Source organism: Micromonospora sp. CPCC 205739 (assembly GCF_036906795.1).
Classification (GTDB): Bacteria; Actinomycetota; Actinomycetes; order Mycobacteriales; family Micromonosporaceae; genus Micromonospora.
Genome location: NZ_JBAKHS010000008.1, coordinates 158,647 through 182,945 on the forward strand (window position 1 = coordinate 158,647; position 24,299 = coordinate 182,945).

Consider the following 24,299-nt stretch of genomic DNA (forward strand, 5'->3'; position numbering starts at 1 on the left):
CCCATGAAACGTCTCGCGTACGCCGGCGCCGCACTGTTGCTGCTCCTCCCGATGGCGGGGTGCGGCGACTCCCCCGGCCCGGCGAGGACCGCCGACGGGAAGAAGAAGGTCACCCTCACCCTCAACTGGGTGCCCTACGGCGAGCACGCCCCGTTCTACTACGGACTGAAGAAGGGCTTCTACGCCGACGAGGGCATCGAGCTGGAGATCAAGGCCGGCGGCGGCTCCGGCAAGACCATCCAGGCGGTGGCCCAGAAGCAGACCGACTTCGGCTGGGCCGACACCCCGCCGCTGCTCAAGGCGATCGGCACCGGAATGAAGGTGAAGAGCGTCGGGGTCTTCCTCCAGAAGGGTCCCGCCTCGATCGAGTTCCTCGCCGACAAGGGCATCAGCAAGCCGGCCGACCTCAAGGGCAAGACGGTCGGCGGCACCCCCGGCGACGCGCTCTACGCCACCTTCCCCGGCTGGCTGAAGGCCAACGGCCTGGAGCCCGCCGACGTCAAGGTGGTCAACCTGGACGCCGCCGGCAAGATCGCCGCGCTCTCCGAGGGGCGGGTCGACGCCATCCAGGGCTTCTTCCACGACCAGGGGCCGACCATCGAGGCGAAGACCGGCAAGCAGGTCGACCACCTGCTCTACGCCGACTGGGGGATGAACCTGCTCGGCACCGGGCTGGTGGTCAACGAGGCCACCCTCAGCGGAGACGCCGCGCTGGTCGGCTCGTTCGTCAAGGCCACCCAGCGCTCCTGGACCGAGGCGGCCAAGGACATCCCCGGCGCCACCGACGCGATGGCCGAGCTGGCCGAGAACGAACCGGCCAAGGAGGTGCTGGTCAAGCAGCTCACCCTGGCCGTACCGCTGCTGGACACCGGCGCCGGCGGCGTGCCCGGGGTGAACGCGGAGGCGAAGTGGACCGAGACGATCGGCCTGATGTCGAAGTACGCCGAGCTGAAGGACGCCGGCCCGGCCGCCACCTACTGGGACGCCTCGCACGCCGGGAAGGGGTGAGCCGGCGATGACCCCCGCCGCCACGGTCACCGGCACCGCCGTCGACCTGACCGACCTGACCGTCCGGTTCGCCTCGAAGCGGTCCCGGACCACCGCCGTCGACAACGTCACCCTGCGCGCCGAACCCGGCGAGTTCGTCACCATCGTCGGCCCCTCCGGCTGCGGCAAGTCCACCCTGCTGAAGGTGGTCGCCGGGCTGGTCCGGCCCACGTCGGGGTCGGTGTCGCTGCTGGGCCGCCCGGTCGCCGGGCCGCAGAAGGACATCGGGTACGTCTTCCAGCGCGCCGCCCTGCTGGAATGGCGCGGGGTACGCCGCAACATCCTGCTCCAGGCCGAGATGCGCGGACTGGACCGCCGGCTCGCCGCCGCACGGGCCGACGAGCTGATCGCGCTGACCGGGCTGACCGGCTTCGAGGACGCCCTGCCGCACGAGCTCTCCGGCGGCATGCAGCAGCGGGTGGCGCTCTGCCGGGCGCTGCTGCACCAGCCCCGGGTGCTGCTGATGGACGAGCCCTTCGGCGCCCTGGACGCGCTCACCCGCGAGCAGCTCAACACCGAACTGCACCGGATCTGGCGGGAGACCGGCACGACCATCCTGCTGGTCACCCACTCGATCGCCGAGGCGGTGTTCCTCGGCACCCGGGTCGAGGTGATGAGCCCCCGCCCGGGCCGGATCATCCGCACCCTGCCGGTGCCGCTGCCGCCGCAGCGGCGCTACGCCGAGGTGATGAGCGACGGGAGGTTCGACCGACTGGCCACCGAGATCCGGCAGCTGCTCGGCGCCGACGCCAACCACTGACCCCCGCCCCGCCCGGCCGGCATCCCCCGCCGACCGCTCACGCCGACACCGGACCGCCCGGTCGCCGACCTGCCCGGCGGCCGGCGGCGCCGGGGCCGCCGCCCTTCGTCCCTACCGCTGGTCGACGCCGTCGCGCGTCGGCGGCAGGACCCTGCGTGCCCCACCCGCCCGTCCCCCACCGGGAGCGCCCGCAATGAGACGACGTCACCCCGTACCGCTGGCCCTGATCAGCATCCTCGCGCTGCTGATCGGACTCACCCCGACCCCGGCGCAGGCCGCGCCCCGCTTCCACGTCCTGGTCTTCTCCAAGGTCACGAACTTCTACCACGACTCGATCCCGGCCGGCATCGCCGCGATCCAGCAGCTCGGGGTCGACCACAACTTCACCGTCGAGGCGACCACCGACGCGGGCGCCTTCACCGACGCCAACCTGGCCCGGTTCGACGTGCTGGTCTTCAACAACACCAACTCCACGCCGACCTCCGGCGACCTGCTCAACGCCGGCCAGCGCACCGCCCTGCAGAACTACATCCGAGGCGGCGGTGGCTGGGTCGGGCTGCACGCGGCCACCGCCAGCGAACGCGACTGGACCTGGTACGAGGGACTGGTCGGCACGATCTTCGACTACCACCCGGACTTCTCCGCCACCGGCGGGACGTACCCGGGCCGGGTCAAGGTGCTCGACCACGCCCACCCGTCCACCACGGGCCTGCCGGAACTCTGGGAACGCTCCGAGGAGTGGTACAACTGGCGCACCAACCCGACCGGCAAGGTGCACACGCTCGCCCAGATCAAGGTGCGCGACGGCATCAACGGGCTGGACGAGGGGGTCGACCACGCGTACTCCTGGTGCCAGAACTACGACGGCGGCCGGTCCTGGTACACCGCCGGCGGGCACTCCTCGTCGTCGTTCGCCGAGCCGGCGTTCCTGGCCCACCTGCGCGGCGGCATCGAGTGGGCGGCCGGCGCGGCGCCCGGCGACTGCGGAGCCACCAAGACCGCCAACTTCCAGCGGGTGCCGCTGGTCACCGCCGACCTCTCCGACCCCTTCGAGCTGGCCGTCGCCCCCGACCGGCGGGTCTTCTACATCCAGCGCACCGGCGCGGTGAAGGTGATCAACCAGAGCACCCTCGCCGTCACCACGCTGATCGACTTCGCGTACACCCCGGAGCAGACCAGCCAGTCCGACGGGCTGATCGGGATGACCCTGGATCCGAACTTCGCCACCAACAACTGGCTCTACCTGCTCTGGTCGGACAAGACCCTCAAGCAGCTCAACCTCTCCCGGTTCACGGTGGCGAACAACGCGATCAGCCTCGCCTCGGAGAAGCGGCTGCTGACCATCCCGACGCTGCGCGGGGAGGCGCGGGCGAACTCGCACATGGGCGGCTCGCTGGCGATGGACCGCTCCGGCAACCTCTACGCCGCCATCGGTGACAACACCGACCCCTTCGAGTCCAGCGGCTTCACGCCGATCGACGAGCGGGCCGGGCGGCGGGCCTTCGACGCCCAGGGCACCTCCGGCAACACCAACGACCTGCGCGGCAAGATCCTGCGGATCCGGCCGCAGGCCGACGGGACGTACACCGTGCCGGCCGGCAACCTCTTCCCGCCGGGCACCGCGAAGACCCGGCCCGAGGTGTACGCGATGGGCATGCGCAACCCGTTCCGGATCACCGTCGACCCGGTGAGCAACGCGCTGCTGGTCGCCGACTACGGGCCGGACGCCCGGGCCGCCGACCCGAACCGGGGTCCGGAGGGGACGGTGGAGTTCAACCGGATCACCAGCGCCGGCAACTACGGGTGGCCGTACTGCGTGGGCAACAACATCCCGTTCAACGACTACAACTTCGCCACCTCGACCTCGGGGGCGAAGTTCAACTGCGCCGCGCCGGTGAACAACTCGCCGAACAACACCGGGCTGACCACCCTGCCGGCCGCCCGTCCGGCGCTGGTCTGGTACGCCTACTCGGCCTCCACCCAGTTCCCGGAGGTGGGCACCGGCGGCGGCGGGCCGATGAGCGGCCCGGTCTACGACTACGACCCGGCCAACCCGCGGATCAGCAAGTTCCCCGCGTACTTCGAGGGGAAGTGGATCGTCTACGAGCTGACCCGCAAGTGGTTCAAGACGCTCTCCACGCACACCACCGCGCAGACCTTCACCAACGCCCGGTTCGGCCCGACGAAGGTCGGTGACCTCCAGTCGATCAACGGGATCTTCGGGGACATGTCCTGGGTGCAGCCCTTCGAGGCCGAGTTCGGCCGGGACGGCTCGCTCTACGTCATCGACTTCGGCGCGGGCAGCGGCAGCGGGCGGGGCGGCAGCAACGACGGCGCCGGGATCTACCGGATCGACTACGTCGCCAACGGCCGGCCGCCGGTGGCGAAGGCGACCGCGAGCCGGGACAACGGGCCGGCGCCGCTGGCGGTCACCTTCTCCAGCGCCGGCTCCGCCTCGGGCGACGGCGGGCCGATCAGCTACGCCTGGGACTTCGACGGCAACGGCACGACCGACTCCACGGCGGCGAACCCGAGCTTCACGTACACCGCCAAGGGGCGGTTCACCGCCCGCCTGACGGTCACCGGGACCGGCGGGGCGACCGCGGTGGCCACCACCGAGATCACGGTGGGCAACACCCGGCCGGTGGTGACGCTCAGCGTGCCGAACGGCGGCTTCTTCGACTTCGGCGACCGGATCCCGTACACGGTGACGGTCACCGACCCGGAGGACGGCGTCATCGACTGCTCCCGGGTGGTGGTGCAGAGCCAGCTCGGCCACGACTCGCACACCCACCCGCTGGACAACTACACCGGCTGCTCCGGGGTGGTGCTCACCGACGGCGGGGCCGGCGACGGGCACGGGCCGGGGCAGAACCTCTACACCGTGCTGACCGCGCAGTACACCGACGGCGGGGCGACCGGGGTGCCGGCGCTGGTCGGCTCGACGAAGTCCGAGTTGCAGACCAAGAGCAAGGAGGCGGAGCACTTCGACGGGCAGAGCGGGACCACCGTGCTGGAGCGGGCCACCGCCCGGGCCGGGAAGCGGATCGGTGACGTCGACCACGGCGACTGGATCAACTTCGGGCCGGTCAACCTCGCCGGCATCGGCTCGGTGACAGTGGGCGCCACCTCCGGGGGCGTCGGCGGCGACGTGGAGTTCCGCGCCGGCTCGCCCACCGGGACGCTGCTCGGCAAGGCCACCATCGGCAGCACCGGCGGTTGGGACAACCTGGTCTCGCCGACGGTGCCGCTGACCAACCCCGGCGGCACGACCACGCTCTACCTGCGGTTCGTCAACGCCGCCCAGACCGGCGGCACACCGGACCTGCTCTCGCTGGACTGGTTGCGGTTCAACGGCGCCGGGGTGAAGCAGGAGACCGGCGGCTCGGTGGGTGCCACCGCCACGCCGAGCGCCGGCACCGCGCCCCTGACGGTCGCGTTCTCCAGTACGGCCACCGCGCCGTCGGGCCGTACGGTCGCGGACCGGGAGTGGGACTTCGGGGACAACTCGGCAGTGGTGCACGGGGCCACGGCCAGCCACACCTACGCCCGGAAGGGGACGTACACGGCGCGGCTGACGATGACCGACAGCGCCGGCTGCCCGATGTCCACCTCCGTGACGATCACGGTGGGCTGAGCCGACCGGTGGCGGTGCGTCTCCTCCGGCGCACCGCCACCGGCGTCACAGCGGCTCCACCCCGGAGGGCAGTTCGTCGGTGGCGGTGGCGTCGTGCACGTACTCCAGCAGTATCCGGCGCAGCTCGCGCCCGGCGTGAGTGGGGACGACGTCGCGGCGGCGGGCCACCGCGATGGTCCGCCGGACGCCCGGTGGGGCCAGCCGGGTGACCCGGATGCCGGCCCGGCGGGCGACCACGATGCCCGGCACCAGCGCGGCGCCGAGCCCGGCCTCGACGAAGCTGAGCACGGCGTCCATCTCACCGCCGTCGACGGAGATGGTCGGCTCGAAGCCGGCGTCCCGGCACGCCTGGATGGTGGCGTCGCGCAGGTCGTAGCCCTCGCGGAACATGACGAGGGGCTGATCGCGCAGGTCGGTGATGCGCAGCTGGCCGTTCTCCCGGGCGGCGGGCAGCGGTTCCACCGACGCGACGACGAGGCTCTCCCGCAGGATCGGGTCGACGCGCAGCCCGGGGTCGGTGCCCTGGGCGGGCATGATGATCAGCGCCAGATCGAGGTCGCCGCGCAGCAGGTCGCGGACCAGGTCCTGCGAGCCACCCTCCTCCACCCGCAGGTCGACGGTGGGGTGGGCGTCGCGGAACCGGCGCAGCACCGGTGGGGCGAGCGAGGTGGCCAGGCTGGGGGTGGCGCCGAGGCGGACCCGGCCCCGGCGCAGGCCGACCAGCTCCTGCACCTCGCGGGTGGCGGTGTCGACGTCGGCGAGGATCCGCTTGGCCAACGGCAGCAGCACCTCGCCGGCCGCGGTGAGGGCGATGTTGCCCCTTAGCCGTTCGAAGAGCGGGGCCCCCAGGTCGGTCTCCAGGGCGTGAATTTGCTTACTCAGTGAGGGCTGCGTTATGCCGACAAGGTCGGCGGCTTGGGTGAAATGTCGTACTTCTGCTACCGCCACGAAGTACTTGAGCTGATGGAGCTGCATCTGCATAGCTTACGGCTATCAAGACTGCGAGGTCGATGCATTGGACGACTGATCGAAGTGCTCCTAGCGTCGGTCGTGTGGTAGTCACGAAAACTCGGTCGCCCCTCCGCTCCAGCGTCGGCCTCAAGGCCGTCATGGCGGTGACGGGCATCTTCCTGGTGCTGTACCTCGTCGCGCACATGGTCGGCAACCTCAAGGTCTTCACGGGCGCGACGTCGTTCGACCACTACGCGCACTGGCTGCGCGACATCGGCAAGCCGCTGCTGCCGGGCGTGTGGTTCCTGTGGATCCTGCGGGCGGCGCTGCTGGTGGCGGTGCTCGGCCACATCTGGGCCGCCACCACGCTCGCCCTGCGCGCCCGCGCCGCCCGGCCGGTCAAGTACGCCCACCGCAAGAAGGTCCAGGGCAGCTACGCCGCCCGCACGATGCGCTGGGGTGGGGTGATCATCCTGCTCTTCGTGATCTACCACCTCCTGGACCTGACCAGCGGTCACCTGAACCCGGTCGGCGACCCCAGCAAGCCGTACGCCAACGTGGTCGCCGACTTCGCGCCGGAGCGCTGGTACGTCACGCTCTTCTACACCCTGGCGGTCGTCACCCTCGGCTTCCACCTGCGGCACGGCATCTTCAGCGGCCTGCGCAGCCTCGGCCAGCAGACGCCGAAGGGTGAGCGCCGCAACCGGGCGATCGCGCTGGTCGTCGCCGTCGGCATCTGCGGCGGCTTCCTGCTGGTCCCGTTCGCCGTACTCACCGGATTGGTGTCCTGACCATGGATCTCTTCATCGAGGGCGACCCGATCGCCGACACGAAGGCACCCGAGGGCCCCATCGAGAAGCGCTGGGGAACCCGCCGCTTCGAGGCCAAGCTGGTCAACCCGGCCAACCGCCGGAAGATGACCGTCATCGTGGTGGGCACCGGCCTGGCCGGCGGCTCCGCCGCGGCGACCCTCGCCGAGCAGGGCTACCGGGTCAAGTCCTACTGCTACCAGGACAGCCCGCGGCGGGCCCACTCGATCGCCGCGCAGGGTGGCATCAACGCCGCCAAGAACTACCGCAACGACGGCGACTCGGTGCACCGGCTCTTCTACGACACCGTCAAGGGCGGCGACTTCCGCTCCCGGGAGTCGAACGTGCACCGCCTCGCCGAGGTCTCGGTCAACATCATCGACCAGTGCGTGGCGCAGGGCGTGCCCTTCGCCCGCGAGTACGGCGGCCTACTCGACACCCGCTCCTTCGGTGGCGCGCAGGTGCAGCGGACCTTCTACGCCCGGGGCCAGACGGGCCAGCAGCTGCTGCTCGGCGCGTACCAGGCGCTGGAGCGGCAGATCGGCCTGGGCAACGTGGAGATGAACGCCCGGCACGAGATGCTGGAGCTGGTCGTCGTCGACGGCAAGGCCCGGGGCATCGTCGTCCGGGACCTGGTCACCGGCGAGATCAGCACCGAGATGGCCGACGCGGTCGTGCTCGCCTCCGGCGGCTACGGCAACGTCTTCTACCTCTCCACCAACGCCAAGGGCTGCAACGTCACCGCCACCTGGCGGGCGCACCGCAAGGGCGCGTACTTCGCCAACCCCTGCTACACGCAGATCCACCCGACCTGCATCCCGGTCTCCGGCGACCACCAGTCGAAGCTGACCCTGATGAGCGAGTCGCTGCGCAACGACGGCCGGGTCTGGGTGCCGAAGGCCAAGGGCGACGACCGCGCGCCGCGCGACATCCCCGAGGACGAGCGGGACTACTACCTGGAGCGGATCTACCCCTCCTTCGGCAACCTGGTCCCCCGGGACATCGCCTCCCGCGCCGCGAAGAACGTCTGCGACGAGGGCCGGGGCGTCGGCCCGACCAAGCTCGGCGTGTACCTCGACTTCGCCGATGCCATCAACCGGCTCGGCCGCAAGGCGATCGAGGCGAAGTACGGCAACCTCTTCGAGATGTACGAGCGGATCACCGGCGAGGACCCGTACGAGGTCCCGATGCGGATCTACCCCGCCGTGCACTACACGATGGGCGGCCTCTGGGTCGACTACGACCTCCAGTCGACCATCCCCGGTCTGTTCGTGATCGGTGAGGCGAACTTCTCCGACCACGGCGCGAACCGGCTCGGCGCCTCGGCGCTGATGCAGGGCCTGGCCGACGGCTACTTCGTGCTGCCCAGCACGATCGCCAACTACCTGGCCGCCGGCCCGCTCGACAAGGTCGACGCCAGCCACCCCGAGGCGATCGCGGCCCGCCGCGACGTCGAGGACCGGATCACCCGGCTGCTGGCCGTCAACGGCGACCGGACCGTGGACTCGTTCCACCGGGAGCTGGGCCAGATCATGTGGGAGCACTGCGGCATGGAGCGCAGCGAGGCCGGGCTGCGCAAGGCCATCGACGAGATCCGCGCGCTGCGGGAGGAGTTCTGGCAGCGGGTGCGGGTGCCGGGCGACGGCGAGGGGCTCAACCAGTCGCTGGAGAAGGCCGGCCGGGTGGCCGACTTCTTCGAGCTGGCCGAGCTGATGTGCATCGACGCCCTGCACCGCGAGGAGTCCTGCGGCGGCCACTTCCGGGCCGAGCACCAGACCCCGGACGGCGAGGCGCAGCGCGACGACGACCGGTTCGCCTACGTGGCGGCCTGGGAGTACACCGGCACCGGTGAGCCGGTCGTGCTGCACAAGGAAGACCTGAAGTTCGAATACGTCCACCCCACGCAGCGGAGCTACAAGTGAACCTGACCCTGCGCATCTGGCGCCAGTCCGGCCCCGAGGACAAGGGTCGGATGGTGACGTACAAGGTCGACGACGTCTCCCCGGACATGTCGTTCCTGGAGATGCTCGACGTGCTCAACGAGCGGCTCATCCTTCAGGGCGAGGAGCCGGTCGCGTTCGACCACGACTGCCGCGAGGGCATCTGCGGCATGTGCGGCCTGATGATCAACGGCGACGCGCACGGGCCGCAGCGCGGCACCACCGCCTGCCAGCTGCACATGCGGCAGTTCTCCGACGGCGAGACGATCGACATCGAGCCGTGGCGGGCCCGCGCCTTCCCGGTCATCAAGGACCTGGTGGTCAACCGGGGCGCCTTCGACAGGATCATCGCCGCCGGCGGGTACATCACCGCCCCGACCGGCAGCGCGCCCGAGGCGCACTCCACGCCGGTGGCCAAGGCCAACGCCGACGCGGCCTTCGAGTCGGCCGCCTGCATCGGCTGCGGCGCCTGCGTGGCGGCCTGCCCGAACGGCTCCGGCATGCTCTTCACCGCCGCCAAGCTCACCCAGCTCTCGCTGCTGCCGCAGGGCCAGCCGGAGCGCTACACCCGGGTGATCGGCATGGTGGACGCGCACGACGAGGCCGGCTTTGGCGGCTGCACCAACGCCGGTGAGTGCACCGCGGTCTGCCCGAAGGGCATCCCGCTGAACACCATCGGCCGGCTCAACCGCGACTACCTGAAGGCCACCGCGAAGGGCGCCGGCACCCCCGGCTCCTGACCGCCGCGCGGGTCCGCCCGCACGACACCGCACCGACCGCCGTACCCCGCCCGGGGGTGCGGCGGTCGGTGTTTTTCCGGGGGTACGCCGGGAAAGCACCGCCGGAGCCGGGATGAGCCGCCGGGTGTTCTGGGTGCACCGGGCGCACCGGTTCAAGCCGCCCGCTCGGGGTAGCAGTCCCATGGACGGCACCGAGAGGGGACAGCTGGCATGAAGGCACTGACCTGGCACGGTAAGCGTGACGTCCGGGTGGAGGAGGTACCCGACCCCCGGATCGAGGAGCCGACCGACGCGATCGTACGGATCACCTCGACCGCGATCTGCGGCTCCGACCTGCACCTCTACGAGGTGCTCGGGCCGTACCTGAAGCCGGGCGACATCCTCGGGCACGAGCCGATGGGCGTCGTCGAGGAGGTCGGCCCGGGCGTGACCCGGCTCAAGCCGGGCGACCGGGTGGTCGTCCCGTTCAACATCTCCTGCGGCGACTGCTGGATGTGCCGGCGGCAGCTCTACGCCCAGTGCGAGACCACCCAGGTCACCTCGGAGGGCAAGGGCGCGGCGCTGTTCGGCTACACCTCGCTCTACGGCTCGGTCCCCGGCGGCCAGGCCGAGTACCTGCGGGTCCCGCACGCCCAGTTCGGCCCGGTCAAGATCCCCGAGACCGGCGCCGACGAGCGCTACCTCTACCTCAGTGACATCCTGCCCACCGCCTGGCAGGCGGTGACGTACGCCGACACCCCGCCCGGCGGCACCCTCGCCGTCTTCGGCCTCGGCCCGGTCGGCCAGTTCTGCGCGCGCATCGGCCGCCACCTCGGCGCCGACCGGGTGATCGGGCTGGACCTGGTGCCGGAGCGGCTGGAGATGGCCCGCCGGCACGGCATCGAGACCCTCGACGTCAGCGAACTCGACGACGTGCCGACCACCCTGATCGACCTGGTCGACGGGCGCGGCCCGGACGCGGTGATCGACGCCGTCGGCATGGAGGCGCACGGCGCCCCCGCGGGCAAGCTGGCCCAGACCGCCGCCGGGCTGCTGCCGGACAAGCTGGCCCAGACCATGACCGACAAGGTCGGCGTGGACCGCCTGGTGGTGCTCAAGGCCGCGCTCAAGGCGGTCCGCCGGGGCGGCACCGTCTCCATCTCCGGCGTGTACGGCGGCGAGGTCGACCCGATGCCGCTAATGGAGATGTTCGACCGGGGCATCCAGCTGCGGATGGGGCAGTGCCACGTGCGCCGCTGGACCGACGAGATCCTGCCGCTGCTCGCCGGCGACGACGACCCGCTGGGCGTGGAGGACCTGCGTACCCACCGGGTGCCGCTGGAGCGGGCACCGCAGGCGTACGAGATGTTCCAGAAGAAGCAGGACGGCTGCGTCAAGGTCGTGCTCGCGCCGTGAGCCGGGTGGTGGTGGTCACCGGGGCGACCAGCGGCATCGGCCGCGCGGCCGCCCGGGAGTTCGCCGAGCGCGGGGACCGCCTGGTCCTCGCCGCCCGCTCCCCCACCACCCTCGCCGAGGTACGCCGCGAGTGCCGGGACGCGGACGCCGAGGTGCACGAGGTACCCACCGACGTCACCGAGCCCGGCGCGCTCGACGCCCTGGCCGACGCGGCGGTACGCGAGTTCGGCCGGATCGACGTCTGGGTGCACACCGCGGCGGTGATGGCGTACGGGCGGTTCGAGGAGATCCCGACGGAGGTCTTCGAGCAGGTGGTGCGGACGGACCTGCTCGCCTCCGCCGGGGTGGCCCGGGTCGCGCTGCGGCACTTCAAGGCCGCCGGCGGCGGCACCCTGATCCTCACCGGCTCGGTGCTCGGGCACATCACCGCGCCCTACATGAGCGGCTACGTGACCAGCAAGTGGGGGCTGCAGGGCCTGGCCCGGACGTTGCAGCAGGAGTCGCGGGACCTGCCCGGGGTGAACGTCTGCCTGGTCACGCCCGGCAGCGTCGACACCCCGGTCTATCAGCAGGCGGCGAACTACCTGGGCCGGCAGGGCCGGCCGCCGCTGCCGATCACCACTCCGGAACGGGTGGCCCGGGCGATCGTGGACTGCGCCGACCGGCCCCGCCGGGAGATCTCCGTCGGTCGGATCAACCTGATCATGCGGGTCGGCTTCACCGTGCTGCCCGGCGTCTACGACGCCCTGGTCGGCCCGCTGATGCGCTGGGGTGGGCTCACCGACCACCCGATGCCGCCGCACGAGGGCGCGGTCTTCGCCCCCAACCCCGCCGGCGAGTCGATGCGCGGCGGCTGGCTGCCCGACCTGCCCCGCCTGGCCCGCGCCGTCGGCGACACCGCCACCTCCGCGGTCACCGCCGGCACCGCCGCCCTCCGCCGCCTCCGCTGACCCCCCTCCCCCACCCGCCGCGCCATCTTCGCCCGCACTTTCAGAGGAGGCGCCTTCTCGGAAAGTGCGCTGGGTGCAGGTCGAGGTGAGGGGGCGTTGCGGGGCGCCACAGGGACGCTTTCTCGGAAAGTGCGCGGGTGCGGGTGGAGGTGGGTGCGGGGGCGGCGCGGTGACTAGCGTGTACTTGCGGGAGACGGCGGAGGGGACGTGGCGATGCGGGCACCAGCGGACCGGGAACTCGACCGGGCACTCGGCGGGCGGCTGTGGCGGATGACGGGGCTGGCCGCGGTGGCCGGCCTGGCGTGGGCGGCGCGCGACGTGCCGGCGGCGCTGGGCGGCCGGCTGACCGGAGCCCGGGCGCAACGGGCGGCCCGCTCCCCCCAGTTCCGCGACGGCACCTTCCACAACCGGGCCCAGACCCGCACCATGACCCCCGGCGAACCGGGCCGCAACCTGGTCTGGGAGCTGCTCTTCGGCAAGCAGCGCCGCCGTCCCCGCGCGCTGGTGCCGCTGCTGCGTCCGACCCCGGCGCCGGCCGCCGACGAGCGTGAGCTCAACGTCGTCTGGTACGGCCACGCCTCCGCGCTGATCGAGATCGAGGGGCACCGGGTGCTGCTCGACCCGGTCTGGAGCGAGCGCTGCTCCCCCTCCGGCGCGGTCGGCCCGAAGCGGCTGCACGAGCCGCCGGTACGCCTGGTCGACCTGCCCGCCGTGGACGCCATCCTGATCTCCCACGACCACTACGACCACCTGGACATGGCCACCGTGCAGGAGCTGACCCGGCGGCAGTCCGCGCCGTTCCTGGTTCCGCTCGGGGTCGGCGCCCACCTCGACCGCTGGGGCGTACCGGCGGAGCGGATCGTCGAGCTGGACTGGTCGGAGAGCCACCGGGTGGGCGGGCTGGAGATCACCGCCACCGCCGCCCAGCACTTCTCCGGTCGGGGGCTGCGCCGCGACGGCACGCTCTGGAGCTCCTGGGTCGTCGCCGGGGCGCACCGCAAGATCTTCTACACCGGTGACTCCGGCTACTTCGACGGGTACGCCGAGATCGGCGCGGAGCACGGGCCGTTCGACGTGACCCTGATGCAGATCGGCGCGTACGACCGGGCCTGGCCGGCCATCCACATGTTCCCCGAGGAGGCCGTCTCCGCCCACCTCGACCTGCGCGGCGGGCTCTTCCTCCCGGTGCACTGGGCGACGTTCAACCTGGCCCTGCACGACTGGTCCGAGCCGGTGGACCGGCTCTGGGCCGAGGCGAAGGCCCGTGACGTGCGGCTGGTGGTGCCCCGGCCCGGCGAGCGGGTGGTGGTGGACGACCCGCCGCCGGTGGACGGCTGGTGGCAGGCGGTCGCCTGACGTACCCGCTGACGGTGCCGGCCCAGGAGCCGGCACCGCGCGGCGTCCGCGCCCGACGGCGCGGGAGCGGCGCTCAGAGCACGAAGGCGTCGGTCCAGAGGGCGCCGGAGCGGCCGGAGAGGGCGTCCAGCATGGCGACCGCCTGGCCGTCGGTGAGCTGGGCGACGAAGTCGACGATCGCCCGGCCCCGGGCCCGGCCGATCCGGTCCGGGGTACGCGGGTGCAGCTCCGCCTCGGCCAGCTCGACCAGGTCGTGCAGCCGGCGCGGCAGCCGGGACTCCTCCTCCGGGTCGAGCAGCCACTCCCAGAGCGCCTCGACCAGGGCGCCCAGCAGCCGGGCCTGTCCCCGCTGGTGCAGCGCCAGGTCCGGGCGGGCCAGCACGAACCGGTGGTGGACGAACTTGAGCACCTGCACCTCGTGCCACTGGGCCGGGGCGAGCAGCACGTGCCCGGAGCGCACCGACGGCTCGCGGACCACGGTGATCGCGTCCACGAACCGGGTGGTCCAGCGGGCGGAGAAGCGGGCCACGTACTGCTCGGCCTCGATCGAACCGTCGAAGGGGATGGCCAGCAGCCCCTCGACCAGCTCCTGGCGGACGTGCTCGACGGCGGCGGCGAACGCCTCGTCGTCGGCGATCCAGCCGTCCTTGCGGTGCAGCTGGCGGCGCAGCCGCTCGATCGCCGAGCCGGGCCGGCGGGCCGCGCCGGTCAGCGCCGCGTCGGTGACCGCCCGCAGGTGACCGCCCTCCCGCTGCCAGGCCATCAGCTCGGCGGCCACCGCGCCCTGCTGGAGCACCCCGACCCGGTAGAAGTCCTCCACGTCGTGGATGGCGTACGCGATGTCGTCGGCGGTGTCCATCACCGAGGCCTCGACGGTCTGCTGCCAGTCGGCGATCCGGCCGGCGAACGGCTCCCGGGCCTGCCGCAGGTCGGCCAGCTCGGTCCGGTACGCGCCGAACTTCACCGACCCGCTCTCCGGGTCGTCGGGCGGGGCGGCGGCGCCCCGGGGCGCCGGGGTGAGGTGCCGCGGGTGCGGGTCCGGGTGGTCCAGCCGGGTCCACGGGTACTTCAGCAGGGCCGCGCGGACGGCGGCGGTCAGGTCGAGCCCGGTGGTGGCCGCGCCGCGGATCTCGGTGCTGGTGACGATCCGGTACGACTGCGCGTTGCCCTCGAAGCCGTCGGGCAGGCCGAGCCGCTGCCGGGCCAGCCGGTCCAGCACCCGCTCCCCCAGGTGCCCGAAGGGCGGGTGGCCGAGGTCGTGGGCGAGCGCGGCGGCCTCCACCACGTCCGGGTCGCAGCCGCCGAGGTCGTCGAGGAGCCGGCGGTGCGCCGGCTCGGCGGTGAGCCGCTCGGCGATCGCCCGGGCCACCTGGGCGACCTTGAGGCTGTGGGTGAGCCGGTTGTGCACCAGCAGGCCCGAACCGCCCGGGCTGATCACCTGGGTGACGCCGTTGAGCCGGGCGAAGAATGGCGAGGCGACGATCCGGTCCCGGTCGGCCCGGAACGGACTGGCGGCGAGGTCGCCGAGCGCCCGCGCGCTGCCGCCGAAGAGCCGGCGGGCCCGCGGATCCGCAGGTTGTTCCATGATCGCAACGCTAGCGCAGGCGCGTCGGGCGGGTATGGGGAGCGCCGTCGGGGGCGGGCGGCAGAATGCAGCACGGAACCCACAGCGAAGGCGGATCAAGATCGTGACCGAGTCTGTTCATCAGCGGATCGCCGACGAGCTCGGCGTCGCGGAGCGTCAGGTGCGGGCGGCCGTGGAGCTGCTCGACGGCGGCGCCACCGTGCCGTTCATCGCCCGCTACCGCAAGGAGGCCACCGGCCTGCTCGACGACGCGCAGCTGCGCACCCTCGAGGAGCGGCTGCGGTACCTGCGTGAGCTGGACGAGCGGCGGGCCGCGGTGCTGGAGTCCATCCGCAGCCAGGGCAAGCTCGACGAGGCCCTCGAGGCGCAGATCATGGCGGCCGACTCGAAGTCCCGCCTGGAGGACATCTACCTGCCGTACAAGCCCAAGCGGCGGACCAAGGCGCAGGTCGCCCGCGAGGCCGGGCTGGAGCCGCTCGCCGACACGCTGCTCGCCGACCCGGCGCGGGACCCGCGCGAGACGGCGGCCGGCTTCGTCGACGCCGACCGGGGCGTCGCCGACACCGCCGCCGCGCTGGAGGGCGCGCGGGCCATCCTGATCGAGCGCTTCGGCGAGGACGCCGACCTGATCGGCACGCTGCGCGAGCAGATGTGGTCGCGGGGCCGGTTGGTCTCCCGGGTACGCGACGGCCAGGAGACCGCCGGCGCGAAGTTCGCCGATTACTTCGACTTCGCCGAGCCGTACCCGAAGCTGCCCTCGCACCGGATCCTGGCGATGTTCCGGGGCGAGAAGGAGGGCGTGCTCGACCTGACCATGGACCCGGAGGCCGAGGGTGACGCCGACGCGGCGCCCGCCGGTCCGAGCCGCTACGAGGCGGTGATCGCCGGCCGGTTCGGCATCAGCGACCAGGGGCGGCTCGCCGACAAGTGGCTGGCCGACACCGTGCGCTGGGCCTGGCGTACCCGGATCCTCATCCACCTCGGCGCGGACCTGCGGATGCGGCTGTGGCAGGCGGCGGAGGAGGAGGCCGTCCGGGTCTTCGCCACCAACCTGCGGGACCTGCTGCTCGCCGCGCCCGCCGGCACCCGCGCGACGATGGGTCTGGACCCGGGCCTGCGTACCGGCGTCAAGGTCGCCGTGGTCGACGCCACCGGCAAGGTGGTGGCCACCGACACGATCTACCCGCACGAGCCGCGCCGGCAGTGGGACGCCTCGATCGAGACCCTGGCCCGGCTCGCCGGGGCGCACGGCGTCGAGCTGGTCGCCATCGGCAACGGCACGGCCAGCCGGGAGACCGACAAGCTCGCCGGTGACCTGATCAAGCGGCACCCGCAGCTCAACCTGACCAAGGTGGTGGTCTCCGAGGCCGGCGCGTCGGTCTACTCCGCCTCCGCGTACGCCTCGCAGGAGCTGCCCGGGCTGGACGTCTCGCTGCGCGGCGCGGTCTCCATCGCCCGCCGCCTGCAGGACCCGCTCGCCGAGCTGGTCAAGATCGACCCGCGCTCGATCGGCGTCGGGCAGTACCAGCACGACCTCTCCGAGGTGAAGCTTTCCCGTTCGCTGGACGCCGTGGTCGAGGACTGCGTCAACGCCGTCGGCGTGGACGTCAACACCGCCTCCGCGCCGCTGCTGACCCGGGTCTCCGGCATCGGCGCCGGCCTGGCGGAGAACATCGTGCTGCACCGGGACGCCAACGGCCCGTTCCGCTCCCGCGCCGAGCTGAAGAAGGTGCCCAGGCTCGGCCCGAAGGCGTTCGAGCAGTGCGCCGGCTTCCTGCGCATCCCCGGCGGCGACGACCCGCTGGACTCCTCCAGCGTGCACCCCGAGGCGTACCCGGTGGTGCGGCGGATCCTCGCCAGCACCGGGCAGGACCTGCGCTCGCTGATCGGGAAGAGCACCATCCTGCGCGGGCTGCGGGCCACCGACTTCGTCGACGAGAAGTTCGGCCTGCCCACCGTCACCGACATCCTGGGCGAGCTGGAGAAGCCGGGCCGCGACCCGCGACCGGAGTTCCGTACCGCCACCTTCGCCGAGGGGGTGGAGAAGATCAGCGACCTGACCCCGGGAATGCTGCTGGAGGGCGTGGTCACCAACGTCGCCGCGTTCGGCGCGTTCGTCGACGTCGGCGTGCACCAGGACGGCCTGGTGCACGTGTCGGCGATGTCCCAGACGTTCGTCAAGGACCCCCGCGACGTGGTGAAGTCCGGCGACGTGGTCCGGGTCAAGGTGCTCGACGTGGACGTGCCCCGCAAGCGGATCTCGCTCACCCTCCGGCTGGACGAGGAGGCCCCGGCGGGTGGCGGCCGTCCGCAGGGCGATCAGCGCGGCGCGCGAGGCGGTCAGCGGGGTGGCGGCCAGCGGGACCGGGGCGAGGCCGGACAGCGCGGTGACGGCCAGGGCGGTGGTCAGCGCGGCGGCCGCCTGGGCGGGGACCGGGGCTCGCGGGACAGGCAGCAGCAGCGGCCGGGGCGCGAGGCGCCGGCCGCCCCGGCCAACAGCGCGATGGCGGATGCGCTGCGCCGCGCCGGCCTGGCCTGAGGGCGTGCCGGACGCGGCCGGGGTATGGCCGAGGTGGGTCCGAGCGCAGGGCCGCCGGACACTTTCGCCGACGCTGTCGAGCTGATGTCAGAAGCGACTCAGCTCGGCAGCGTGTCCGGGTAACACACACGGGTCCAGGCCGCCGCCCGACGCGGCCTCCCGGGGAGGGGTCACCGACGCGGCCCGGACGGTGCGGAGCCGCGTACCGTGTCGGCGTGGCGGACAACGGGCTGGAGTGGCGAGAGCGACAGCGCCGGGCGGTGCGGGCGCACGCCGAGGCCGACGCGCGGCAGCGCGCGGCCGAGCAGGCCGAAGCGACGGAGCTGGTGGTGCGGTTCGCCGCCGAGGCGACCCGGCGTGGCCTGCCCACCAGCCGGCTCACTGCGGCCCCCTATGACGGGCGGGGCCGGTACCGCACCCACCTGACCGGCTGGTACGTCGACCGTGCCCGCAGCCGCGCCGTCGACCCCGCGGGACGGTTCTACCTGTTAATCGTGCCAGCCAGTCTCCGGTCGCGGCTGCTCGGCGCTCGGCCCGAGCCGTCACCGCCGCCGCTGGTCGTCGGCCGGGGCGGGCGTGACGGCGAGTCCTTGCCGCTGGCGACCATGCTGAACCTGCGGCTCGACGCGGGCGACGATTGGCGCTGACCCGCGCGGCGGCCGCGACCGGCCAGGCCCGTGCAGCCGGCGGTCTCGGCCAAAGCACGCCCCCCAATCGGGTCGAAAACCCGCAACACCGCCGTGTCGAGCCGGCCGCCCGCGGCCGCCAGCTCCGTGAGCTGGGCGGCGGTCAGATGACTGAGCCCGTCGCCGCGGCCAGCGCCGCTTCGACCGGCTCCTACAGGCGAAGTTCGCTCGCGATGATTTCGGCGATACGCTCGCCCGCCTTTCCGTCCCACAACGGCGGGGTACGCCACGTGGCGGGCCGCTCCGCCTCGAGGGTGCTTGCGACGACCTCGGCAAGCGCTGCACGGCTGACGAGGCGGTTGGTGCCGTGTGTGATCGTGATCGGGCGTTCGGTGTTGGGTCGCAAGGTAAGGCAGGGAACCCCGAGCATCGTCGTTTCCTCCTGCACCCCGCCGGAGTCGGTGACAACGGCCGCCGCGCCGCGTACCAGGCTGACGAACTCGATGTACCCCAGCGGCTCGATCACCCGCAGCGCGCGATGCGAGCTCAGGCCCGCATTCTCAAGGTGGCCTCGCCCGCGCGGATGTAGCGGCAGGATAACCGGAATCTGGTCGGCAACGGCGTGCATCGCCTTCACAAGATCATTGGCGTCAGCAGGGTCGTCAACGTTTGCCGGCCGATGCAGCGTCGCCACGACGTAGCGGTCGGGCAGGGCAAGGGCGGCACGGATACCGGCGATGTCGAAACGGTCGAGGTTATCCAGAAGCGTGTCGATCATCGGATTGCCGACGAGGAAGACCTTGTCCGCTGAAATTCCCTCGTTCCCGAGATGCACTGCGGCGTCGGGGCTTGTGGCGAACAGCAAGTCGGACACCCGGTCGACGATGATGCGATTGACCTCCTCGGGCATGGACCGGTCGAAGCTGCGCAGGCCAGCTTCAACATGAGCCACGGGGATGTGCAGCTTGGTGGCGACGAGGGCCGCAGCGAGCGCCGAGTTGACGTCACCGTAGACGACAGTGAGCCCTGGTGGATCTGCTACCAGCAGCTCTTCCAGGCGGGTCATGATGTCCGCGGTCTGGCTTGCGTGGCTCCCCGATCCCACGCCTAGGTTGATGTCGGGCTCCCTCAGGCCCAGTTGCCGGAAAAAGACCTCCGACATCCGCTCGTCATAGTGCTGCCCGGTATGTATCAAGCGCTGCCGAATGCCGAAACGATCGAGTGCACGGATCACCGGCGCCGCCTTGGGAAAGTTCGGGCGTGCGCCCGTGACGTGTAGGACAGCAGTGGTTGACATGTGTCTCCTTGTGGCAGTGAGCGTTGACCGGCACGGTACTTGCACTACTCGTGCGATTTGGAGTTCAAATACCTGGCATTGCTGCTGGTAGTGGGTGGCCGCAAGCGCGGCAAGGACCAGGTCCACATAAGACACCGGACCGAGCAGAAGGGGTGGACCTCGGTGCTCAGCGCGCAGCGGCGGCCCGGCGACGGGCGGCCGCGCGGACTACGCCCCAGCACCAGCACTGCTGCACGCTGTGGTCAGCACGGTCAAGACCACGGCGCTGGCGGAGAGTTGGATCTGCGCACCGCCCCTGCCTGGTCGTCGGCATTGGTCACCGCCGCCGGCGGGTCTACCCGGCGTGCGCGCACTCAGCCCACAGTGCCTCCAAGGAGTCGGCCATGCTTCGCTCCGGCGACCAGCCGAGCAACCGTGCCGAGCGGCTGATATCGGCACACATCCAGGGGACGGCGGCGGAACGGGCGGCGTCCGACGGGAGGGAAGCCGCAGTGATCTCGCCGTGGAACCCGGCTGCGTCAGCGAGCAGTCGGACGGCCGAACGGATCGACACGGCACGGCCGCTACCCACGTTGAACACCCGAACGGGCTGGCGCGGGCAGCACGTCGCCGCCCAGACCGCGTCCGCGACGTCCCGCACGTCGACGAAGTCGCGGTAGGTGTCGTGCAGACCCATTGGCAGAGTCTGGTCGCCCCGCTCCGCGGCCGCCCGGAGCAGTGCCGAAGCGCGCCCGAGCATGTTTCCGGTGGGCATCCCCGGGCCGATCGGGTTGAAGACCCGGAGCACCACGGTGTCGAGCCGACCCGCTGCGGCAGCCATCTCCATCAGCCGGGTGGCGGTGTGATGGCTCAGTCCGTATTCGCTGACCGGCTCGGCCGGGTGCTCCTCGTCCACGGCGACGCCGTGCGGTACCCGACCGTACTCGGCTGCCGAGCCGATCCGGATCAGCCGTGCCGACGGGACCGCGATCGTCATCGCCTCGATGAGCTTGGCAGTTCCCAGGACATGGGCCCGCAGGTAGTCGTGTGGGGAGCCGAAGATCGGTCCCGCCGCGTTGACCACCACGTCCGGCTGCTCACGGCGGAGCAGTGCGACGAACGTCGCCACGTCGGTGTCGACGAGGTTGTACTCCCGACGGGTCGGTGCCTGGACGAACAGATGCCCGTCGAGACGGGCCTGGATGTGCCGACCGAGGAAGCCGGTTGCGCCGAGGAGGAGGACCTTCCTCACAGGCGCCCCGACCTGACCCGCGCGTCGGCGGGCGATTCACGGACGGCTCCGCCGGCATGCTCCGAACCGTTCGGCGTGCCGGTGAACTCGTGCCAGGTGGCCGCTCCCGGTGCGGAGATCCCCTCCCGGCTCAGCACCACCCGGACCGTCGCCAGGAGGATCTTCAGGTCCAGCGGGAGGGACCGCCGGTCGACGTACTCCACGTCGTACTCGAACTTCTCCTCCCAGGTCAGAGCGTTCCGTCCGCGCACCTGGGCGAGGCCGGTGATGCCAGGGCGGACCTCGTGCCGTCGCGCCTGCCGAGGGGTGTAGCGCGTCAGATAGCTGACCAGGTGGGGACGGGGGCCGACGACGCTCATCTCCCCACGAAGGACGTTCCAGAACTCGGGCAGTTCGTCGAGGCTGGTGGCACGGAGCCAGCGGCCGACCGGGGTCAGCCGTTCGGCGTCGGTCACCAGGCCACGCGCCGGGTCGACGGGATGCATGGTGCGGAACTTGACCATGTCGAACAGGCGCCCGTCGCGGCCCGGACGGGTGTGGCGGAAGAAGACGGGTCGGCCGAGGGCCAGCAACACCACGAGCGCCACCCCGGCCATCACCGGCGCGGCCACGATCAGCACCGTGAGGGCCACCACCACGTCGATCACGCGCTTCGTCACTTCGTACGCCGTCGAGACGCGGGGATGAGCGATCCCGTCGCTGTGCTCTTCGAGCACAGCGGTAGATGAATCTTGTCCCTTCATCACGTTTATGTCCTATCAGACTCTTAAGGCGCTTATAGACCTTTTGCCGGATTGATCGATCGCCGATGCGAGGTGGCGTGAACACCCTCCGGCCGTCGGCGAGGCCGGCGCCACGCCACCGAGGTACGGCGGCCCACCCGTCGGCAGCACCCCGTGCAACGAGTCAGCCGATCACCAAGTGACCCTCCGTACACAGGGCGAAACCGAGGGCCGGTGCCTGTCGTTGCACCGGCAGGTGCCGGAACTGGAGGTCTGGAACTTCCGGACCACGACGACGAACAACGGAGTGACGACGTGGACGGTCTGCGGTGAGAGTGGTGGTGACGGCGGAGGAGCGCTTCGTGCGCACTCCGGACGGGCGGGTCTGGACCACTGCGGGGCCGGCCTACCCGGCCTGGTCCCGCTACCTCGCCGCCTTCGACAGGGTACGGATCGTGGCCCGGGTCGAGGACGTCGCGCACCGACCGGCCGGCGCCGCCGCCATCGACGGCCCGAACGTCGACGTGTGGCCGGTGCCGTACTACGTCGGCCCTCGGCAGTACCTTGCCAGGCGGAGGGCGGTCCGCGAGGCGGTGGTCGCCGCCGTGACGCCCCAGGACGCCTGCATCATGCGGACCCCGTCGCAGATCGCGACGGTGTTGTACGGCGAGTTGCGCCGACGGCGGCAGCCGTACGCACTCGAGGTGATCGGAGACCCGCACGACGTCTTCGCGCCCGGAGTCGTCCGCCATCCGCTCCGGCCGCTGATCCGGCACCGGTTCACCGCGCAGCTCGCCGCCCAGTGCCGGAGCGCCTCAGCCGTCTGCTACGTCACGGACACGGCGTTGCAGACGCGTTATCCGGCGGGGGCCGGTGTCCCGGCAGTGAGCTGCTCGGACGTCAACCTGCCCAGCGGCGCCTACGTCACGCGGCCACGGCCGGTCGAGGCGTTCGCCGCCGCGTCGCGGCTGGTCTCCGTCGGGTCGCTCGATCAGTTGTACAAGGGCATCGACACCCTGCTCGAGGCGCTCGGGCTACTGGCCCGCTCCCACCCGGAGCTGCGGCTGGTCCACGTCGGCGACGGCAGGTTCCGCGCCCATCTGGTGGAGCTCACCCGGCAGCACCGCATCACCGACCGCGTGACCTTCGCCGGCGCGCTGCCGCCGGGCGAGGCCGTGCGGGACCAACTGGACGCGGCGGACCTGTTCGTGATGCCGTCCCGGACGGAGGGTATGCCCCGGGCGCTCATCGAAGCCATGGCCCGCGGACTGCCGGCGATCGGCTCGGCGGTCGGCGGCATACCCGAGCTGCTGTCTCCGGACGACCTCGTGCCGCGCGACGATCCGGCGCGGTTGGCGGAGTCGATCAGCCGGATGTTGGCGGACCGGAGTCGGGCGGCCGAGGCGTCGGCCCGCAACCTTGCCCGCGCCCACGACTTCCGGGCGGAACGGCTCGACGTGACACGCCGGCACTTCCTCGACCTGGTTCGGCAGAGGAGTCACCGGTCGGTCACCGAGCCTGCCACGCGAGGCTGAGCCGACCCTTCGGGCGCCGCGCCGGAGCGACACCGGGCGGCCCGGCTGACCCCGGTCCAGGACCCGAGGTCAGCCGATCGCCTTCAGTATGTGCGCGACGTGGAAGTCCACCACACTGTCCTGATGCCAGTGCCCGGCCGCCTCCGGGCGCAGCCGTACGGTCCGCGCCCGCAGTTGGGCGAGCAGCGCGGACGCGATGGCCGCCGGCTGGGGCGGCACCAGACCGAACCCTTCCCACACCTGCTCGGCCACGGCCCGGGTGCCGCGGTTGTCGACGGCGACGACCGGGGTGCCGGCCAGCAGCGCCTCGACGAGAGTGATCGGAAAACCCTCGCGGAGACTGGTCAGGAGCACCACGTCGGCAGAGGCGAACTCGGCTCCGGGATGCGACACCCACCCTGCCGTGGAGAGGCCGGACTCCTCCGGGGCATGCCACGGCGGTTCTCCGGCGACGGTCGATCCCACAATCCGCAGCTCCAGCTCGGGGACGCTCTGCCGGGCCAGTCGCCAGGCGCTGACCGCCAGGTCGATGTTCTTGTCCGGGGTCAGTCGCCCCATGACCAGGGCCCGCGGAGGAGCGCTCTCGGCCCGCCAGACGCCCTCCGGCGCCTGGAGTCGCTTCGGGTCGACGCCGGCACCGCTGCAGGGAGCGAGATGGACCTGGCTGCGCGGGGCGATGCGCCGATAGGTCTCCTGATCGTCCGCGTTCACTGTGACATGGATCGGGGTCAACCGAGCGGACATGGTCTCGACGAGTGAGAAGAGCCGTCCGGCCCGATCCGGGCTGTCGAAGAGGGTGCCCTGCACGACGGCGAGATGGCGGGTCCCGGTCACGCGGGCAACGAGGCGTCCAAGTGCCACCGCGTACGGCGTGTGCAGGTGCAGCAGCCGAGGCCGCTCCGCTCGCACGATGCGCGCGAGATCCAGCCCTGCGCGCATCACGTCCCGGACCGTCGCCCGACGGAACGGTGTGACCTCGTAGACCTCGTCGAAGCTGTGTCGTAGCGACTCCGGGATGCTCCCCCGACCAGCCACCGCTATCCGGCGGACGTCGTGCGGGGCGAGGCCGTGGGAGATGGGGGCGACGAACCGCTCCAACGTCACCCCGACCGCCGCCATGAAGAGCACTGTTGGCCGGCTCTGCCGTCGAACGTCCACGACCCGTCCTTTCGTGGGACT

The 24,299-nt window shown here is 71.8% G+C and carries 18 protein-coding genes; 12 read left to right on the forward strand and 6 right to left on the reverse strand.

Features of this window, described 5'->3' with window-relative positions:
• Positions 1 to 3: 3 nt before the first annotated feature.
• The 3 genes from V6U88_RS14665 (at position 4) to V6U88_RS14675 (ending at position 5,444) form a co-directional block, all read left to right on the forward strand.
• The gene (locus V6U88_RS14665; protein ID WP_334453318.1) at positions 4 to 1,008 is read left to right on the forward strand and encodes an ABC transporter substrate-binding protein; all 1,005 of its coding nucleotides are present in this window, start codon (positions 4 to 6) and stop codon (positions 1,006 to 1,008) included.
• A gap of 7 nt (positions 1,009 to 1,015) precedes the next feature.
• Complete coding sequence (locus V6U88_RS14670) at positions 1,016 to 1,807, forward strand: ABC transporter ATP-binding protein (RefSeq protein ID WP_334453320.1); 792 nt, start codon at positions 1,016 to 1,018, stop codon at positions 1,805 to 1,807.
• 193 nt (positions 1,808 to 2,000) lie between these two features.
• Positions 2,001 to 5,444 carry a ThuA domain-containing protein gene (locus V6U88_RS14675; protein ID WP_334453323.1) on the forward strand — a complete coding sequence of 1,148 codons (3,444 nt, stop codon included), beginning with the start codon at positions 2,001 to 2,003 and terminating at the stop codon, positions 5,442 to 5,444.
• A gap of 45 nt (positions 5,445 to 5,489) precedes the next feature.
• Here V6U88_RS14675 and V6U88_RS14680 read toward each other — a convergent pair whose 3' ends face one another.
• Positions 5,490 to 6,425, reverse strand: a complete 936-nt coding sequence (locus tag V6U88_RS14680; RefSeq protein WP_334453325.1) for a LysR family transcriptional regulator — start codon at positions 6,423 to 6,425, stop codon at positions 5,490 to 5,492.
• A 29-nt stretch (positions 6,426 to 6,454) separates the two neighbouring features.
• On the opposite strand from V6U88_RS14680, the gene V6U88_RS14685 reads away from it, so the two are divergent.
• From V6U88_RS14685 to V6U88_RS14710, 6 genes are all read left to right on the forward strand, one after another.
• Complete coding sequence (locus V6U88_RS14685) at positions 6,455 to 7,186, forward strand: succinate dehydrogenase cytochrome b subunit (RefSeq protein WP_442934630.1); 732 nt, start codon at positions 6,455 to 6,457, stop codon at positions 7,184 to 7,186.
• A gap of 2 nt (positions 7,187 to 7,188) precedes the next feature.
• Positions 7,189 to 9,126, forward strand: a complete 1,938-nt coding sequence (locus V6U88_RS14690) for a fumarate reductase/succinate dehydrogenase flavoprotein subunit (protein WP_334453327.1) — start codon at positions 7,189 to 7,191, stop codon at positions 9,124 to 9,126.
• Positions 9,123 to 9,884: a succinate dehydrogenase/fumarate reductase iron-sulfur subunit gene (locus V6U88_RS14695; protein ID WP_334453329.1), complete on the forward strand. Its 762-nt coding sequence runs from the start codon at positions 9,123 to 9,125 to the stop codon at positions 9,882 to 9,884. The genes V6U88_RS14690 and V6U88_RS14695 overlap by 4 nt, the downstream gene beginning before the upstream one ends.
• A 210-nt stretch (positions 9,885 to 10,094) precedes the next feature.
• Complete coding sequence (locus V6U88_RS14700; RefSeq protein WP_334453331.1) at positions 10,095 to 11,279, forward strand: zinc-dependent alcohol dehydrogenase; 1,185 nt, start codon at positions 10,095 to 10,097, stop codon at positions 11,277 to 11,279.
• Positions 11,276 to 12,229 carry an SDR family NAD(P)-dependent oxidoreductase gene (locus tag V6U88_RS14705; protein WP_334453333.1) on the forward strand — a complete coding sequence of 318 codons (954 nt, stop codon included), beginning with the start codon at positions 11,276 to 11,278 and terminating at the stop codon, positions 12,227 to 12,229. Before V6U88_RS14700 ends, V6U88_RS14705 begins: the two co-directional genes overlap by 4 nt.
• A gap of 213 nt (positions 12,230 to 12,442) precedes the next feature.
• Positions 12,443 to 13,585 carry an MBL fold metallo-hydrolase gene (locus V6U88_RS14710; protein WP_334453335.1) on the forward strand — a complete coding sequence of 381 codons (1,143 nt, stop codon included), beginning with the start codon at positions 12,443 to 12,445 and terminating at the stop codon, positions 13,583 to 13,585.
• 73 nt (positions 13,586 to 13,658) lie between these two features.
• On the opposite strand, the gene V6U88_RS14715 is transcribed toward V6U88_RS14710, so the two are convergent.
• Positions 13,659 to 15,170 carry a deoxyguanosinetriphosphate triphosphohydrolase family protein gene (locus tag V6U88_RS14715; RefSeq protein ID WP_334453337.1) on the reverse strand — a complete coding sequence of 504 codons (1,512 nt, stop codon included), beginning with the start codon at positions 15,168 to 15,170 and terminating at the stop codon, positions 13,659 to 13,661.
• 34 nt (positions 15,171 to 15,204) lie between these two features.
• Between V6U88_RS14715 and V6U88_RS14720 the strand changes: the two genes are divergently transcribed.
• Both V6U88_RS14720 and V6U88_RS14725 read left to right on the forward strand, forming a co-directional pair.
• Positions 15,205 to 17,709, forward strand: a complete 2,505-nt coding sequence (locus V6U88_RS14720; RefSeq protein WP_334453507.1) for a Tex family protein — start codon at positions 15,205 to 15,207, stop codon at positions 17,707 to 17,709.
• Between the two features lie 215 nt (positions 17,710 to 17,924).
• Positions 17,925 to 18,356 carry a hypothetical protein gene (locus V6U88_RS14725; RefSeq protein WP_334453339.1) on the forward strand — a complete coding sequence of 144 codons (432 nt, stop codon included), beginning with the start codon at positions 17,925 to 17,927 and terminating at the stop codon, positions 18,354 to 18,356.
• A gap of 190 nt (positions 18,357 to 18,546) precedes the next feature.
• Here the strand turns inward: V6U88_RS14725 and wecB are convergent, their stop codons facing one another.
• The 3 genes from wecB to V6U88_RS14740 all read right to left on the reverse strand — a co-directional run bounded on the left by wecB (position 18,547) and on the right by V6U88_RS14740 (position 21,522).
• Positions 18,547 to 19,632, reverse strand: a complete 1,086-nt coding sequence (wecB, locus tag V6U88_RS14730; RefSeq protein WP_334453341.1) for a non-hydrolyzing UDP-N-acetylglucosamine 2-epimerase — start codon at positions 19,630 to 19,632, stop codon at positions 18,547 to 18,549.
• A gap of 334 nt (positions 19,633 to 19,966) precedes the next feature.
• On the reverse strand, positions 19,967 to 20,863 hold the full coding sequence (locus tag V6U88_RS14735) for an NAD-dependent epimerase/dehydratase family protein (protein WP_334453343.1): 897 nt from the start codon (positions 20,861 to 20,863) through the stop codon (positions 19,967 to 19,969).
• Positions 20,860 to 21,522 carry a sugar transferase gene (locus V6U88_RS14740; protein WP_334453345.1) on the reverse strand — a complete coding sequence of 221 codons (663 nt, stop codon included), beginning with the start codon at positions 21,520 to 21,522 and terminating at the stop codon, positions 20,860 to 20,862. Before V6U88_RS14740 ends, V6U88_RS14735 begins: the two co-directional genes overlap by 4 nt.
• Positions 21,523 to 21,947: 425 nt before the next feature.
• On the opposite strand from V6U88_RS14740, the gene V6U88_RS14745 reads away from it, so the two are divergent.
• Positions 21,948 to 23,120, forward strand: a complete 1,173-nt coding sequence (locus V6U88_RS14745; protein WP_334453346.1) for a glycosyltransferase — start codon at positions 21,948 to 21,950, stop codon at positions 23,118 to 23,120.
• 69 nt (positions 23,121 to 23,189) lie between these two features.
• On the opposite strand, the gene V6U88_RS14750 is transcribed toward V6U88_RS14745, so the two are convergent.
• Positions 23,190 to 24,278 carry a glycosyltransferase gene (locus tag V6U88_RS14750; protein WP_334453347.1) on the reverse strand — a complete coding sequence of 363 codons (1,089 nt, stop codon included), beginning with the start codon at positions 24,276 to 24,278 and terminating at the stop codon, positions 23,190 to 23,192.
• Positions 24,279 to 24,299 lie beyond the last annotated feature (21 nt).